Origin of the sequence: Rathayibacter sp. AY1D9 (assembly GCF_002932395.1) — a bacterium.
Classification (GTDB): domain Bacteria; phylum Actinomycetota; class Actinomycetes; order Actinomycetales; family Microbacteriaceae; genus Rathayibacter.
The window spans coordinates 1-14,155 of the sequence record NZ_PSVQ01000004.1 but is presented as its reverse complement, the minus strand read 5'-3'; the positions used below and the strand labels follow the sequence as shown (position 1 = coordinate 14,155).

Below are 14,155 nucleotides of genomic sequence, written 5' to 3'. Positions count from 1 at the left end.
GGGTTTCCCTCGGCGGTCGGCCCGCGGGGCGGCCGTAAACTGGATCCGTGCCCCTCAACGAGATCATCTCGGCGCTGTCGCGCGCCTCCACGTTCGACGATGCTCTCGCGTACGCGGTGCGGGACGCCGACTTCTCGGTGGCCGACGGCCTCCGGGTCCCCCTGCTCGCGGGCCTGATCGAGAGGCGCGCGGAGGCGGGACGCCCGCAGGCGGCGCTGGTGGTCACGGCCACGGGCCGCGACTCCGAGAACGTGCGCGCCTCCCTCGGCTGCATGCTGCCGGACGCGGACGTCGTCGAGTTCCCGGCCTGGGAGACGCTGCCGCACGAGCGCCTCAGCCCGAGCGCCGAGATCGTGGGGCGGCGCCTGGACGCGCTGCGGCGGATGAAGCAGTGGTCGGGCGAGCGGCCCCTCGTGGTGGTCGCCTCCGTGCGCGCGGCGCTGCAGCCGGTCGCCGACAACCTCGCCGACATCGAGCCGATCCGACTCGTGAAGGGCGCCCGCGGTTACGACCTCGGCCGCATCTCCTCCGAGCTGGTCGACCTGGCCTACGCCCGGGTCGACATGGTCACGCGCCGCGGCGAGTTCGCCGTGCGCGGCGGCATCCTCGACGTCTTCCCGGCGGTGGCCGAGCATCCGAGCCGAGTGGACTTCTTCGGCGACGAGGTCGACTCCATCCGCGGCTTCTCCGTGGCCGATCAGCGCTCGCTCCCGGGCGAGGCCGACTCGGTGGTCCTCCCGCCGAGCCGCGAGCTGCTGCTGGTGCCCGCGGTGCGGCAGCGGGCCCGCGAGATGCTGCACGAGTTCCCGAGCCTGTCGGCGATGCTCGCCAAGATCGCCGAGGGCATCCCGGTCGAGGGGATGGAGTCGCTCGCCCCCGCGCTGCTGGAGCGGCTGGTCCCGATCTCGCACTACCTCCCCGAGGGTGCGGCCGTCGCGGTCCTCGCCCCCGAGCGCGTGGCGACGCGGGCGATCAGCCTCGCCGAGACGAACCGCGAGTTCCTGCAGGCGGCCTGGAGCGCGGCGACCGCCGGCGCCGAGGCCCCCATCGACCTCGCCTCGGGCGAGTTCATCTCGCTCGGCGCGCTCCGCGACTCCGTGAAGCTCAGCGCCCCGGGCGCCGACGCTCCCGACCACCCGTGGTGGACGATGAGCACGTTCCGCCAGGGCCCCGCCGCGGGCGAGGCCGAGGTGCTGCCGGAGGAGCTCGGGATCGACGAGATCCTCGCCGTCCGGGTCGAGGGCGAGCCGGTCCCCGGCTTCGGAGCGAGCGTCGAGGGCGCCCTCGCCCACGTCCGCGCGCGCCTGGCCGACGGCTGGACCGTGGTCCTGACCGCGCCCGGCACCGGCACGGTCGAGCGCACCGACCAGGTCCTCGCCGAGCACGAGGTCGCCGCCCGCATCGTCGCCGACCTCCCCGCCGGGCTCGAGACGGGCCTCGCCTACGTGGTGCAGGCCTCCGTCGATCACGGCTTCGAGGTGGAGGAGGCGAAGCTCGCCCTGCTCACCGACACGGAGTTCTACGGCCGCACCGTCGGCTACGACTCCCGAGCGGTGAAGAAGCTCGCCTCGCGCCGCAAGAACGTCGTCGACCCGCTGCAGCTCACGCCCGGCGACTTCGTGGTGCACGCCACCCACGGCATCGGCCGGTTCGTGGAGCTCTCTCAGCGCGAGGTCTCCAGCGGGGGCCGCAACGCGATCAAGACCCGCCGCGAGTACCTGGTGCTCGAGTACGCCCCCAGCAAGCGCGGCTTCCCGGGCGACAAGCTGCTCGTCCCCACGGACCAGCTCGACCTGCTCTCCCGCTACGTCGGCGGCGAGGCTCCGGCGCTGAGCAAGATGGGCGGGAGCGACTGGGCGCAGGCCAAGAGCAAGGCCCGCCGCGCGGTCCGCGACATCGCGGTCGAGCTCGTGAAGCTCTACTCCGCCCGGATGGCCTCCCGCGGGCACGCGTTCCCGCCGGACACCCCCTGGCAGCGCGAGCTGGAGGAGGCGTTCCCGTTCGCCGAGACCCCCGACCAGCTCACCGTCATCGACGAGGTCAAGGCCGACATGGAGCGGCCGATCCCGATGGACCGCCTGCTCTCGGGCGACGTCGGCTTCGGCAAGACCGAGGTCGCCGTGCGCGCCGCGTTCAAGGCGATCCAGGACGGGAAGCAGGTCGCGATGCTCGTGCCGACCACGCTGCTCGTCCGCCAGCACCTCGAGACGTTCCAGGAGCGCTTCGCCGGCTTCCCCGTCCACCTGCGGGCGCTCAGCCGGTTCCAGAGCGCGAAGGAGTCGAAGGAGACGATCGAGGGCCTGGCCGACGGCACCGTCGACATGGTCATCGCGACCCACCGGCTCCTCAGCGACAACATCGTCTTCAAGGACCTCGGCCTGCTCGTGATCGACGAGGAGCAGCGCTTCGGCGTCGAGCACAAGGACAAGCTCAAGGCGCTGAAGAAGAACGTCGACATCCTCTCGATGAGCGCCACGCCCATCCCGCGGACGCTCGAGATGGCGGTGACCGGCATCCGCGAGATGTCGACCCTCGCGACCCCGCCGGAGGAGCGCCACCCGATCCTCACCTTCGTCGGCCCTTACTCCGAGAAGCAGGTGTCGGCCGCGATCCGCCGGGAGCTCCTGCGCGAGGGCCAGGTGTTCTTCGTGCACAACCGCGTCTCGACGATCAACCGCGTCGCCTCGCAGCTCGCCGAGCTGGTGCCCGAGGCGCGGATCGCGGTCGCGCACGGCAAGCTCAGCGAGTCGCAGCTCGAGCGGATCATCGTCGACTTCTGGGAGCGCAAGTTCGACGTCCTGGTGTCGACGACGATCGTCGAGACCGGCCTCGACATCCCGAACGCCAACACGCTGATCGTCGACCGCGCCGACAAGTACGGTCTCTCGCAGCTGCACCAGCTGCGCGGGCGGGTCGGCCGCGGCCGCGAGCGCGCCTACGCCTACCTCCTCTACGACGAGACGAAGCCGCTGAGCGAGACCGCGCACGACCGGCTGCAGACCCTGGCCGCCAACTCGGACCTCGGCGGCGGCATGCAGATCGCGCTGAAGGACCTCGAGATCCGCGGTGCGGGCAACCTCCTCGGCGGCGAGCAGTCCGGGCACATCCAGGGCGTGGGATTCGACCTCTACCTGCGGATGATCGGCGAGGCCGTCGACACCTTCCGCGGCGAGGTCGCCGAGGGGCAGACGGAGCTGCGGCTCGAGCTGCCCGTCGACGCGCGCATCCCGGAGGAGTACGTCGACAGCGAGCGGCTGCGCCTGGAGGCGTACCAGAAGCTGTCGGCCGCGTCGTCGCCGACGGCGAAGGAGGGGAGCATCGACCTCGTGGTCGAGGAGCTGACCGACCGCTACGGTGAGCTGCCCGAGGCGGTCGAGAACCTCATCCTGGTGTCGAGGCTGCGGATGCGCGCGCAGAAAGCGGGCCTCAGCGACGTGGTCGCGATGGGCTCGAACGTCCGCGTGGCTCCCGCTCACCTGCCCGACTCGATCCAGGTGCGCCTGCGCCGGATGTACCCGACCGCGAAGTACCTGCAGCAGGCCGACGCGGTCGTCGTGCCGATGCCCGTGCTCGACGGCGTCCCGCTCGGCGACCGGGCGCTCATCCAGTGGGTGGCGTCGCTCCTGGACTCGCTGTTCCCGGAGCCGGTCACCGTCTGAGGTCCTCGGGGCGGCGCTCCCCGGTGGAGCGCCGCTCCGCTCCGGCGGCCGTCGCCGCTGCGGGAGGGCCCGCTGGCAGGATGGAGGGCATGCCGCTCCTCGCCGCCCGACGTCCCCGTGAGCCGGAGCCGCTCGCCGGCCCGCTGGTCGCCGTCCGCGGGGTCGCGGTGCGCGCCTCGGGGGTCGAGCTGCTCGCCCCGTGCTCGCTCGAGGTGGAGGCGGGGGAGGGCGTCGCGGTGACGGGCCGCAACGGCACCGGCAAGACCACGCTCCTGCGGGTGATCGCCGGCCTCACCGCTCCGAGCGAGGGAGTCGTGGCGGTGGCCGGGCGCGCCCCGGAGGAGCGCTCCGCCGCCCACCGCCGCGCCGTCGCCGCCCTGATCGGCACCCCGCCCTTCGAGCGGGATCTGACCCTCGAGGAGCACCTCGCGATGGTGGCCGTCTCGTGGGGGGCGCCGGTCGCCGACGCCCGCCGCGAGGCCGCAGCTGGTCTCGACGCGCTCGCGCTCGCTCCGCTCGCCCGCCGCTTCCCGCACGAGCTCTCCTCCGGGCAGACGCAGCTGTTCTCCCTCGCGCTCGTGCTGGCCCGTCCCTCCGCGGTGCTGCTGCTCGACGAGCCGGAGCAGCGGCTCGACGTCGAGCGGGTGCCGCTGGTGGCGGAAGTCCTGCGGCGCGCAGCCGCGTCCCGGGCACTCGTCGTCGCGACCCACAGCCCTGTGCTGATCCAGGGTCTGGGCGCGCGGGTCGTCGAGCTGGAGCGGGCGTGACGCGCGCGGAGAGGGCTCGCGTCGCCGAGGTGCGGGCTCTGCACCGGCACCGCGCCGCGGCTCCGCCGAGTCCGCGCACCTACGCGGGCTACCTCGCCGCGATGACCGTCCTCGTCGTCGTCCTCCCCGTCGCCCGGGCCCTCGCGCTCCTCGCTGCCGAGGCGGGAGCCGTGCCGGAGCCGCTGATCGCCCTCGCCGCGGGTCTCGCCCTGCCCGCCGCCGTGCTCCTGGGCCGGGTGCGCGGACCCGCGGTGGGCGAGCCGCACACCACGGCCGTGCTGCTCGCGACCGATCTGCGCCGCTGGTCGGTGCTCCGCCGACCCGTGGTCCGGGCGTCGGCCGGTCTCGTGGCGTGCTGCTCCGCCGTCGCGTCGCTCCTCGCCCTCGCCGCCTCCGCGCCGCTCCTCGCGGCCGTCGCCGGCGGCGCCGCGTTCGCCGGCCTCCTCGCCGTCGCCTGGCTCGCCGGTCAGTGCCTCCCCTCGCGCCTCCCCGCGCTCGCGGCGGGCCTCCTCGCCTCCCTCGCGGTCCTCGGGGCCCTCCTGCCCGGTGCGCCCACGCCGGGCGGCCTCCTCGCCTCAGCCGTGAGCGGAGCGGAGGAGGTGCGCGCCGCGACCGTGCTGCTCGCGTCGGCCGCGGTCCTCCTGGCCGCGGCGCCCCGGCTGCTCGACGCCGCGCGCGGGCCTCGCCTCCTCGCCCAGGCCCGGCAGTGGTCGGCGACCACCCGGCTCGGAGCGACGGGCGACCTCGCCGAGTCGCTCGACGGGTACCGCGCCCTCCCGGCGATCGGGCGGGGGCTCCGAGCGGTCCGCCTCTCCCCGTTCGCCCTCGCGGTGCCGGTGCGCGACGCGATCGGCGCGCTGCGCACTCCCGGCCGCTCAGCGGTCGCGGTCGTCGCCCTGGCCGTTGCCGGTGCCGCCGCCGTGCTCGCCGCGGTCGTGCCGTCCTCCCTCCTCGCACTCCCGGCCGCCGCGGCGGGCGTGCTCGCCTACCTCGGCGCCGGCGTCTGGAGCGACGGCTTCCGCCACGCCGCCGCGACAGCGGGGCAGCCGGCGCTCCTCGCCCCCGGTCCGTTCGAGCTGCTCCTCCTGCACGCCGTGCTCCCTCTGGTGCTCGCGGTCGGAGTCGCGGTGCTCGGCGCCCTCGCCGCCTCGCTGCTGCTCCCGGGCGCGGCGGTGCCGGTGGCCGCCGCGACCGCCGTCGCCGCCGTCGCCGCGCGGGCGATGGACGCGACCCGGGGTCCGCTGCCGCCGCAGCTGCTCAGCCCGGTGCCGCTCCCGATCGGGGACGGCGCGGGAGTCGCGGTGGTCCTCTGGAACCTGGCGGGTGCACTCGTCAGCGCCTCGACCGCGGTGTCCGTCGCGGCGTCACCCGGGCTCCTCGCCGCGGTGCCGCTCGTCGCCGGCGGCTGCCTCCTCGTCGCGCGGCGGCGTCTCGCGCGGACCTGAGGCTCCCGGGCGCCCGCGCCGCCCGGATGTCCGCGGCGGCGGCCGGACCGGATGCGAGGATGGCGGGGTGACCGCGCATCCCCGGCTCGACGAGCTCATCCGCACCGTCCACGTCCTCCGCGCCCCGGGCGGCTGCCCGTGGGACGCCGAGCAGACCCACGAGTCGCTCGTGCGCTACCTGATCGAGGAGTCGCACGAGCTCGTCGACGCCATCGAGGCGGGGGACCGGGCCGACCTGATCGAGGAGCTCGGCGACGTCCTCTACCAGGTGCTCTTCCACGCCGACCTGGCGGCCGAGAGCGCCGAGCCCTTCACCATCGAGGACGTCGCGGCGCACATGAACGCCAAGATGATCGGCCGCCACCCGCACGTCTTCGGCGACGCCACGGCCGAGACGGCCGACGACGTCATCGCGGTGTGGGACGAGCTCAAGCGCACCGAGAAGCCGCACCGCACCAGCGTGCTCGACGGGATCCCGCAGGGCATGCCCGCCCTCGCGCTCGCCGACAAGGTGATCGGCAAGGCGACCTCGCTGGGCGTCGTGGACGCCGGCCAGGGCCCTCTGCCCATCGAGTCGGAGGAGGACCTCGGCCCGCTGCTGCTGGCCATCGTCGCCTCCGCCCGCGCCCAGGGGCTCGACGCCGAGCGCGCGCTCCGCACGGCGACGCGCGACCTGCAGGACGAGATCCGCGCGGTGGAGCAGGAGCGGCGCGCGGACTGAGGCGTCCGCCGGCCCGCCCCGGCCGATCTGGGAGAATCGCCGTCATGGCCTCCCCGATCACCCCGCCCCGCGGCATGCGCGACTTCCTCCCCGCCGACAAGGCGAAGCGCGAGCACGCGCTCGGCGTCATCCGCCGCGTGTACGCCTCCCACGGGTTCGACGAGATCGAGACGCCCGTGGTCGAGGACTTCGACCGCCTCCACTCCGGGCTCGGCGGCGACAACGAGAAGCTCGCCTTCAGCGTCCTGCGCCGCGGGCTCACCCGCGACGACCTGGCGGCGGTCGACGACGCGTCCGCCCTCGCCGACCTCGGCCTGCGCTTCGACCTCACGGTGCCGCTCGCCCGCTTCTACGCCTCGCACCGCGCCGAGCTGCCGGCCGTCTTCCGGTCGGTGCAGATCGCGCCGGTGTGGCGCGCCGAGCGCCCGCAGAAGGGGCGGTACCGCCAGTTCGTGCAGTGCGACATCGACATCATCGGCGAGCCCGGGCAGCTGGCCGAGGTCGAGCTCATCACGGCGACCGCGGCGGCGCTCGACGCGCTGGGCCTCGAGGAGTGCACCATCCGGATCAACGACCGCCGCATCCTCACCGGCATCCTCGAGCACTGCGGCTTCGCCCCCGAGCGCTTCGGCCCGGCGCTGATCTCGATCGACAAGCTCGACAAGATCGGCGCCACCGGAGTCGTCGCCGAGCTCGAGGCCGACGGGCCGGACGCGGCCGCGGTCCTCGGGGGCTACCTCGCGCGGATCGAGCAGGCGGTCGCCGCCGGGGGAGTGGCGCTCGAGCAGTCCGCGATCCTCGACGTGCTGCCCGAGGGCATCGACCCGGAGGCGGTGCTCGCGCTCGAGACCCTGGCCCGGTCGCTGCGCTCGCTGCCCGCCGGCGTCTCGCTCCGCTTCGACCCGACGCTCGTGCGGGGCATGGGCTACTACACCGGCACGATCTTCGAGATCGCGCACCCGTCCTCGGGCTCCTCGGTCGGCGGAGGCGGGCGGTACGACGGGATGATCGGCCGCTTCCTCGGTCAGGACGTGCCGGCCTGCGGCTTCTCGATCGGCTTCGAGCGGATCGTCGAGCTGATCGGCGGTGCCGTCGTCGAGCGCCCCGACGCCGTCGTCCTCGTCCACGAGCGCGACGCGGCGCCCGAGCTGCTGCTCGCGCTCAAGCAGGAGCTGATCGCCCAGGGCTCGCGCGTGCGCCTCGAGCGCCGGGCGAAGAACCTCACCCCGCTGCTGGACCGCGCGGCCGCCGCGGGCTTCACCCGCTTCGCTCTCGTCCCGCGCGATGCCGCCTCCGCCGCCGACCTCTCCTTCAAGGACCTCGGCTGAGCCGCGCCGGCGGCGCCGGGTGAGCGTCGCCGGCTGCCTGCGCTGAGCCGCGCCCGCGGGAGGGGCCGGGGCCGTCCCATCGGGGCTGAACAGGGTCTCAGCCGATCCGTTAGGGGATCATGTCGATCTGGTCGGATCCTTGTCGGATCCGTGAGAGCCTTAATACCCGCGAAATCTGCGGACACACCCGAGAAATCTCCCCCGGATAGCGTCGAGGCACCCGATCGGCGCGGCTTGGCGCGCCTGCACGGGCACCCCGTCGCGACCCCGCGCACCGCACCGCAGCAGCCCTGACGATCCCCACCCGAGGAGTCCCCTTGACCCTGTCGCCCCTCCGCTCCCTCCCGGCCTTCGACCGCCGCAGCCTCCTCCGCCTGGCGGGTGTCGCCGGCCTCGCGATCGGCGGCGTCTACGTCCTCGCCTCCTGCGCCTCCGACTCCTCCGGCGCGTCCGCCGCGGACGGCGGCGACCTCGGCACCCTCAAGGTCCAGCTCTCCTGGATCAAGAACGAGGAGTTCGCGGGCGAGTTCTTCGCCGACTCGAAGGGCTACTTCACCGAGGCCGGCCTGGCAGGAGTGACGCTCACCCCCGGCCCCTCGACGGGCGTGGCCGAGCTCCTCTCGGGCAGCGCGGACGTCGCGCTCAGCGACGCCGTCTCGATCGGCACCGCGATCGCCCAGCAGGAGGCCCCGCTCAAGATCATCGGCGCGACCTACCAGAAGAACCCCTTCACGGTCCTCTCGATCAAGACCGCCGGGAACATCGCCACTCCGGCCGACCTCGCCGGGAAGAAGATCGGCGTCCAGGCCTCGAACACCTCCCTGTTCCAGGCGCTGCTCGCCGCGAACGGCCTCTCCGAGTCCGACCTCACGGTCGTCCCCGTCGAGTACGACCCCTCCGTCCTCGTCAACGGCACCGTCGACGGCTTCATCGCCTACCTGACGAACGAGGCCATCACGGTCGCGGCCGAGGGCTACGAGGTCGTCAACCTGCCCTTCGCCGACAACGGCCTCCCCTTCGTCGCCGAGACCTTCTCAGTGTCGGAGCAGGCGATCGCCGAGAAGCGCGACGCTCTGAAGGCGTTCCTCGTCGCCGAGATCAAGGGCTGGACCGACGCGGTCAACGACCCGGAGGCGGGCGCGATGCTCGCCGTCGAGAACTACGGCAAGGACCTCGGCCTCAACGAGGAGTCCTCCAAGAAGGGCGCCACCATCCAGGCCGAGGAACTGGTCGTCTCGGACGAGACGGTCTCGAACGGCCTCTTCACCATCTCCGAGACGCTGCAGTCCGAGACCATCGCGTCCCTCGCGGGCGCCGGGATCGACGTCACGGCCGAGGACCTCTTCGATCTGACCCTCCTCGACGAGGTCTACGAGGAGAACCCCGAGCTGATGAAGTACGCGGCCTGATCCTGATCCACGAAGGGCACCACTCGTGACCGACACGACCGACGCCGGCACCCTGCGCGACCAGGGTGCCGGCGGCACCGGCATCCAGATCCACGGCCTGTCGAAGACGTTCCGGATGGGCTCGCGCAGCGTCGCGGCGCTGCAGGACACCGATCTCCACACCGACCAGGGCAGCTTCCTCGCCCTGCTCGGTCCGTCGGGGTGCGGCAAGTCGACCATCCTGCGCATCCTCGCGGGACTGGAGGAGCCGACGTCCGGCTCCATCCGGGTCGACGGCCGCACTCCCCAGGAGCTGCGCCGCGACAACAAGCTCGGCATCGCCTTCCAGGACCACGCGCTCCTGCCGTGGCGCAGCGTCATGGCGAACATCCGCCTGCCGTTCGAGATCGCGGGCAAGAGCGTCGACCAGTCCTACATCGACGAGCTGATCGACCTCGTCGGCCTCCGCGGCTTCGAGAAGGCCAAGCCGGCCCAGCTCTCGGGCGGCATGCGCCAGCGCGTGTCGATCGCGCGGTGCCTGATCCTCAAGCCCGAGGTCCTGCTGCTCGACGAGCCGTTCGGCGCCCTCGACGACATGACGCGGCAGAAGCTCAACCTCGAGCTGCTGCGGATCTGGACCGAGAAGCCCGCCACGACGCTCCTCGTCACGCACGGCATCTCGGAGGCGATCTTCCTCTCGGACCGCGTCGCGGTGATGAGCCCGCGCCCGGGACGGGTGAAGGAGATCATCGACATCGACCTCCCCCGCCCGCGCACCCCCGAGATGCAGCGCACCCCCGAGTTCCACGCCTACGTCGACCAGGCCTCCGAGCTGCTGTTCGGCGACGGCGGCGCGGCCGCGGACGACCGCGTCTAGGAGGCACCGTGGCCACCACGCTCCCCGCGGCCCCGCGCCGCGCCCTGTCCCTGCCTCCGTGGCTCACCGGGCTGATCGGCGTCGCCGCGATCGTCGCCGTCTGGTGGATCGTGGCGCTCGTCACCGCGCCCACCGGCGCCGCGACCTACGCGCCCGTCCCCACTCCCGTGCAGGTCGTGCAGACCGCGATGGAGGACGGCGCCGGCTTCTACTGGCGCAACTTCTCCGTCACGATCGGCGAGGCGGCCGTCGGCTACTTCTGGGGCAACCTCCTCGCGCTCGTGCTCTCGGCGCTCGTGCTGGTCCTGCCCTGGCTGGAGGGGGTCGTCTCGCAGCTCGCGGTCATCACCTACTGCGTGCCGATCGTCGCCATCGGAGCGATCGTGCTGCTGATCCTCGGCGGTGCGGACGCTCCCGGGAAGGCGAGCGCGACGGCGATCTTCCTGGCCGGCCTCTCGGTGTTCTTCACCACGGTCGTCGGCAGCCTGCTCGGGCTGAAGGCGGCCGACAAGGCGGCGCTCGACGTCGTCACGGTCTACGGGGGCTCGCGGTTCACCCAGCTGCGCAAGGTGCGTCTGATCGCGGCGCTGCCCAACATCCTGTCGGCGCTGCAGATCGCGGTGCCCGCGGCCTTCCTCGGCGCGATCCTCGGCGAGTACTTCGGCAAGATCGAGACGGGCGTGGGCCCGATCCTGGTCGCGGCGCAGGTCTCCCTGAACTCGCCCCGCGTCTGGGCGCTCTTCCTCCTCTGCGCGGGCGTCGCGCTCCTCGGCTACGGCATCGTCGGACTGATCGGCCGCCTCATCGCGCCCTGGTCCTCCGGAAAGCGGGCATGACCATGACGACCACCGTTCCCGACCGCACGGAGCAGTCCACGGCCACATCGATCCTCGCGGTCGACGAGCTGCGGCGCCAGCTGCGCACGGCCGCCCTCGGCGCGACCCTCAAGAGCCTGCGCAAGAGCCTGCTCGTCGCCCTGTCGACGATCGTGATCGTGCTGGCGATCTGGATCGGCGTCGTCCTCTTCAGCGGGGTCTCGCCCTACGTGGTCAAGGGCCCGTGGGACGTCTGGCAGCACCTGGTGACCGACGCGAAGGCCGCGGAGCACCGCGCCGAGCTGGGCGGGCTCTTCGCCGTGACCATGGGCGACGCGCTGATCGGCTTCGCGGCCGGCCTGGTCGTGGCGATCCTCGGCGCGATCCTGTTCCGCCTGTCGAAGGGCATCGAGCACGCGCTGATGCCGTTCGCGATGCTGCTGCGCTCGGTGCCGCTGATCGCGATGGCACCGCTGATCATCCTGGTCTTCGGGACCGGCTCGATCGCCTCGGTCGCGGTCATCGGCGGGATCGTCGTCCTGTTCCCCGCGCTGGTGACGATCGCCTTCGGCCTCAACAACGCCTCCCCGCAGATGCTCGACGTGGTCGCGGTCTACGGCGGCAGCACTCTCACCGCGATCCGCAAGGTGGCCATCCCCGGCTCGCTGCCCTCGCTCTTCGCCGCGATCCGCATCTCGGTGCCCGGAGCGATCACGGGCGCGCTGCTCGCCGAGTGGCTCTCCACCGGCGCGGGCATCGGCGGGGCGATCAACGCCTGGTCCGCCCAGGCCCGGTTCGCGGACGTCTGGTCGGCGGTCGTGCTCGTGACCGGCGTCTCGCTCGTGCTCTACATGCTCGTGCAGGTGCTCGAGACCTTCGTCCTCTCCCGGATGTCCCTCTCCCTCACCTGACCCCGTCGCTTTCCCCCTTCCGCGGGACGCCACTCGAGTGCGGCTCGCCCGGTGGGTCGCATACCCGGGTGGCGTCTCGCGGGAAGGGGGAGGGCAGGGGGAGCGGAGCGACGGGGCCCGGTCAGACGGTGACGATCGCGTCGACGCGGTGGCCGGCCAGCACCTCGCGGCCGCCGAGCCCGTCGAGCTCCATGACCACCGCGATCCCCTCGAGGCTCCACCCGGCGCGCTCGATCAGGCGGCGGCTCGCGTCGAGCGTGCCCCCGGTCGCCAGCACGTCGTCGACCAGCAGCAGGCGCGCGCCGTGGGGCGCCGCGTCCTCGTGCACCTCCAGCATCGTCTCTCCGTACTCGAGGGTCGCCTGCTCGCGCAGCACGGCCCGCGGCAGCTTGCCGGGCTTGCGGATGGTCACGACGCCGAGACCGGCCGAGTAGGCGGCCGCCGCGGCGAGCAGGAAGCCGCGCGCCTCCACGCCCGCGATCGCGTCGATCCGTCCGCGGTAGGGCTCGATCAGCGCGTCGGCCACCGCCCGCAGGGCCTCGCCGTCGCCAAAGACCGGCGTGAGGTCGCGGAACAGGATGCCCGGGCTCGGGAAGTCCGGGACGACGGCGGTGAGACGGTCGACGTGGTCGGCGGCGGTCGTGGTCACGGGGAACCTCCGGGTCGGCGGGTGCGCCCGGGCCGTCCGGCGATCGGGCCCTGGGAGTCTACGACCGGCCGCGGTCTCCTGCGCTTCGGAGGCGGTCAGTAGACTCCTTCCCGACCGCTCCCGTCTCCGGGAGCCCACCCGTCAAGAGGAGATAGTTGTGGCCCTTATCGAGGCAGTCGTCGCCCGAGAAATTCTGGACTCCCGTGGCAACCCCACGGTCGAGGTCGAGGTCCTGCTCGAGGACGGCGCGTCCTCGCGAGCGGCCGTCCCGTCCGGCGCCTCCACCGGCGCGTTCGAGGCGTACGAGCTCCGCGACGGCGACTCCGACCGCTACCTCGGCAAGGGCGTGCAGAAGGCCGTCGACGCCGTCATCGACGAGATCGGCCCGGCCATCGAGGGCTTCGACGCCACCGACCAGCGCCTCGTCGACGCCGAGCTGATCGAGCTCGACGGCACCGAGAACAAGTCCCGCCTGGGCGCGAACGCGATCCTCGGCGTCAGCCTCGCCGTGGCCAAGGCCGCCGCGCAGTCGTCGGACCTCGACCTGTTCCGCTACGTCGGCGGCCCGAACGCGCACACCCTGCCCGTGCCGCTGATGAACATCATCAACGGAGGCGCGCACGCCGACACCGGCGTCGACATCCAGGAGTTCATGGCCGTCCCGCTGGGCGCCGAGTCCTTCTCCGAGGGCCTGCGCTGGGGCGTCGAGATCTACCACGCGCTCAAGGCGCAGCTGAAAAAGGCCGGCTTCGCCACCGGCCTCGGTGACGAGGGCGGCTTCGCCCCCGACCTGCCCACCAACCGCGAGGCGCTCGACTTCATCCTCAAGGCCGTCGAGGCCGCCGGCTTCACCCCCGGCAAGGACATCGGGCTCGCGCTCGACGTCGCCTCCTCGGAGTTCTACGAGGACGGCGCCTACACGTTCGAGGGCAAGAAGCTCTCGGCCGAGGAGCTCTCCTCCTACTACGCCGACCTCGTCGCCAACTACCCGCTGGTCTCGATCGAGGACCCGCTGGACGAGGACGACTGGGCCGGCTGGACCCACCTGACCGCGGCCATCGGCGACAAGGTGCAGCTCGTCGGAGACGACCTGTACGTCACCAACCCGGTGCGCCTCGCCCGCGGCATCGCCGAGAAGGCCGGCAACTCGATCCTGGTCAAGGTGAACCAGATCGGCACGCTCACCGAGACGCTCGACGCCGTGGCCCTGGCCCAGCGCAACGGCATGACCGCGATCCTCTCGCACCGCTCCGGCGAGACCGAGGACACCACCATCGCCGACCTCGCGGTCGCGGTGGACGGCGGCCAGATCAAGACCGGCGCCCCGGCCCGCTCGGACCGCGTCGCGAAGTACAACCAGCTGCTGCGCATCGAGGAGATCCTGGGAGGTGCGGCGACCTACGCGGGTCGCTCCGCCTTCCCGCGCTTCTCCGCGTAGTCTCGGCACGCCGGAGCGGCCCCGGAGCCCAGCACCTCGGTGCGGGCGCCGGGGCCGCTCCACTTCCCCCGCCGCGATCGAGGACAGCAGGGATCCGGCCCAGTCGCTCGGGGTCTCCTGCACCGTGTCGCTCGCGGGCTGCTGCGCCTGCTGGGCG

The 14,155-nt window shown here is 73.0% G+C and carries 11 protein-coding genes; 10 read left to right on the top strand and 1 reads right to left on the bottom strand.

Features of this window, described 5'->3' with window-relative positions; genetic code table 11:
* Window positions 1–47: 47 nt before the first annotated feature.
* From mfd to C5C50_RS03460, 9 genes are all read left to right on the top strand, one after another.
* Window positions 48–3,659 carry a transcription-repair coupling factor gene (gene mfd / locus C5C50_RS03500; RefSeq protein ID WP_104248107.1) on the top strand — a complete coding sequence of 1,204 codons (3,612 nt, stop codon included), beginning with the start codon at window positions 48–50 and terminating at the stop codon, window positions 3,657–3,659.
* Between the two features lie 89 nt (window positions 3,660–3,748).
* Window positions 3,749–4,426: an ATP-binding cassette domain-containing protein gene (locus tag C5C50_RS03495; RefSeq protein WP_104272839.1), complete on the top strand. Its 678-nt coding sequence runs from the start codon at window positions 3,749–3,751 to the stop codon at window positions 4,424–4,426.
* A complete protein-coding gene (locus C5C50_RS03490) occupies window positions 4,423–5,871 on the top strand; it encodes a hypothetical protein (protein WP_104272838.1) in 1,449 nt (482 codons plus the stop codon). The genes C5C50_RS03495 and C5C50_RS03490 overlap by 4 nt, the downstream gene beginning before the upstream one ends.
* Before the next feature lie 67 nt (window positions 5,872–5,938).
* A complete protein-coding gene (locus C5C50_RS03485; protein WP_104222356.1) occupies window positions 5,939–6,592 on the top strand; it encodes a MazG family protein in 654 nt (217 codons plus the stop codon).
* Between the two features lie 44 nt (window positions 6,593–6,636).
* A complete protein-coding gene (hisS, locus tag C5C50_RS03480; protein WP_104272837.1) occupies window positions 6,637–7,920 on the top strand; it encodes a histidine--tRNA ligase in 1,284 nt (427 codons plus the stop codon).
* Window positions 7,921–8,237: 317 nt separating this feature from the next.
* Complete coding sequence (locus C5C50_RS03475; protein ID WP_258067631.1) at window positions 8,238–9,329, top strand: ABC transporter substrate-binding protein; 1,092 nt, start codon at window positions 8,238–8,240, stop codon at window positions 9,327–9,329.
* A 115-nt stretch (window positions 9,330–9,444) separates the two neighbouring features.
* Window positions 9,445–10,185 carry an ABC transporter ATP-binding protein gene (locus C5C50_RS03470; RefSeq protein ID WP_104222373.1) on the top strand — a complete coding sequence of 247 codons (741 nt, stop codon included), beginning with the start codon at window positions 9,445–9,447 and terminating at the stop codon, window positions 10,183–10,185.
* A gap of 8 nt (window positions 10,186–10,193) precedes the next feature.
* On the top strand, window positions 10,194–11,021 hold the full coding sequence (locus C5C50_RS03465; protein WP_244229606.1) for an ABC transporter permease: 828 nt from the start codon (window positions 10,194–10,196) through the stop codon (window positions 11,019–11,021).
* Window positions 11,018–11,911, top strand: coding sequence for an ABC transporter permease (locus C5C50_RS03460; protein WP_104222359.1), 894 nt, complete (start codon window positions 11,018–11,020; stop codon window positions 11,909–11,911). The genes C5C50_RS03465 and C5C50_RS03460 overlap by 4 nt, the downstream gene beginning before the upstream one ends.
* 121 nt (window positions 11,912–12,032) lie before the next feature.
* Here the strand turns inward: C5C50_RS03460 and C5C50_RS03455 are convergent, their stop codons facing one another.
* Window positions 12,033–12,560, bottom strand: a complete 528-nt coding sequence (locus C5C50_RS03455) for an adenine phosphoribosyltransferase (protein WP_104272835.1) — start codon at window positions 12,558–12,560, stop codon at window positions 12,033–12,035.
* Window positions 12,561–12,717: 157 nt separating this feature from the next.
* Here C5C50_RS03455 and eno point away from each other — a divergent pair, with 157 nt between their 5' ends.
* The gene (eno, locus tag C5C50_RS03450) at window positions 12,718–13,998 is read left to right on the top strand and encodes a phosphopyruvate hydratase (protein WP_104222361.1); all 1,281 of its coding nucleotides are present in this window, start codon (window positions 12,718–12,720) and stop codon (window positions 13,996–13,998) included.
* Window positions 13,999–14,155 lie beyond the last annotated feature (157 nt).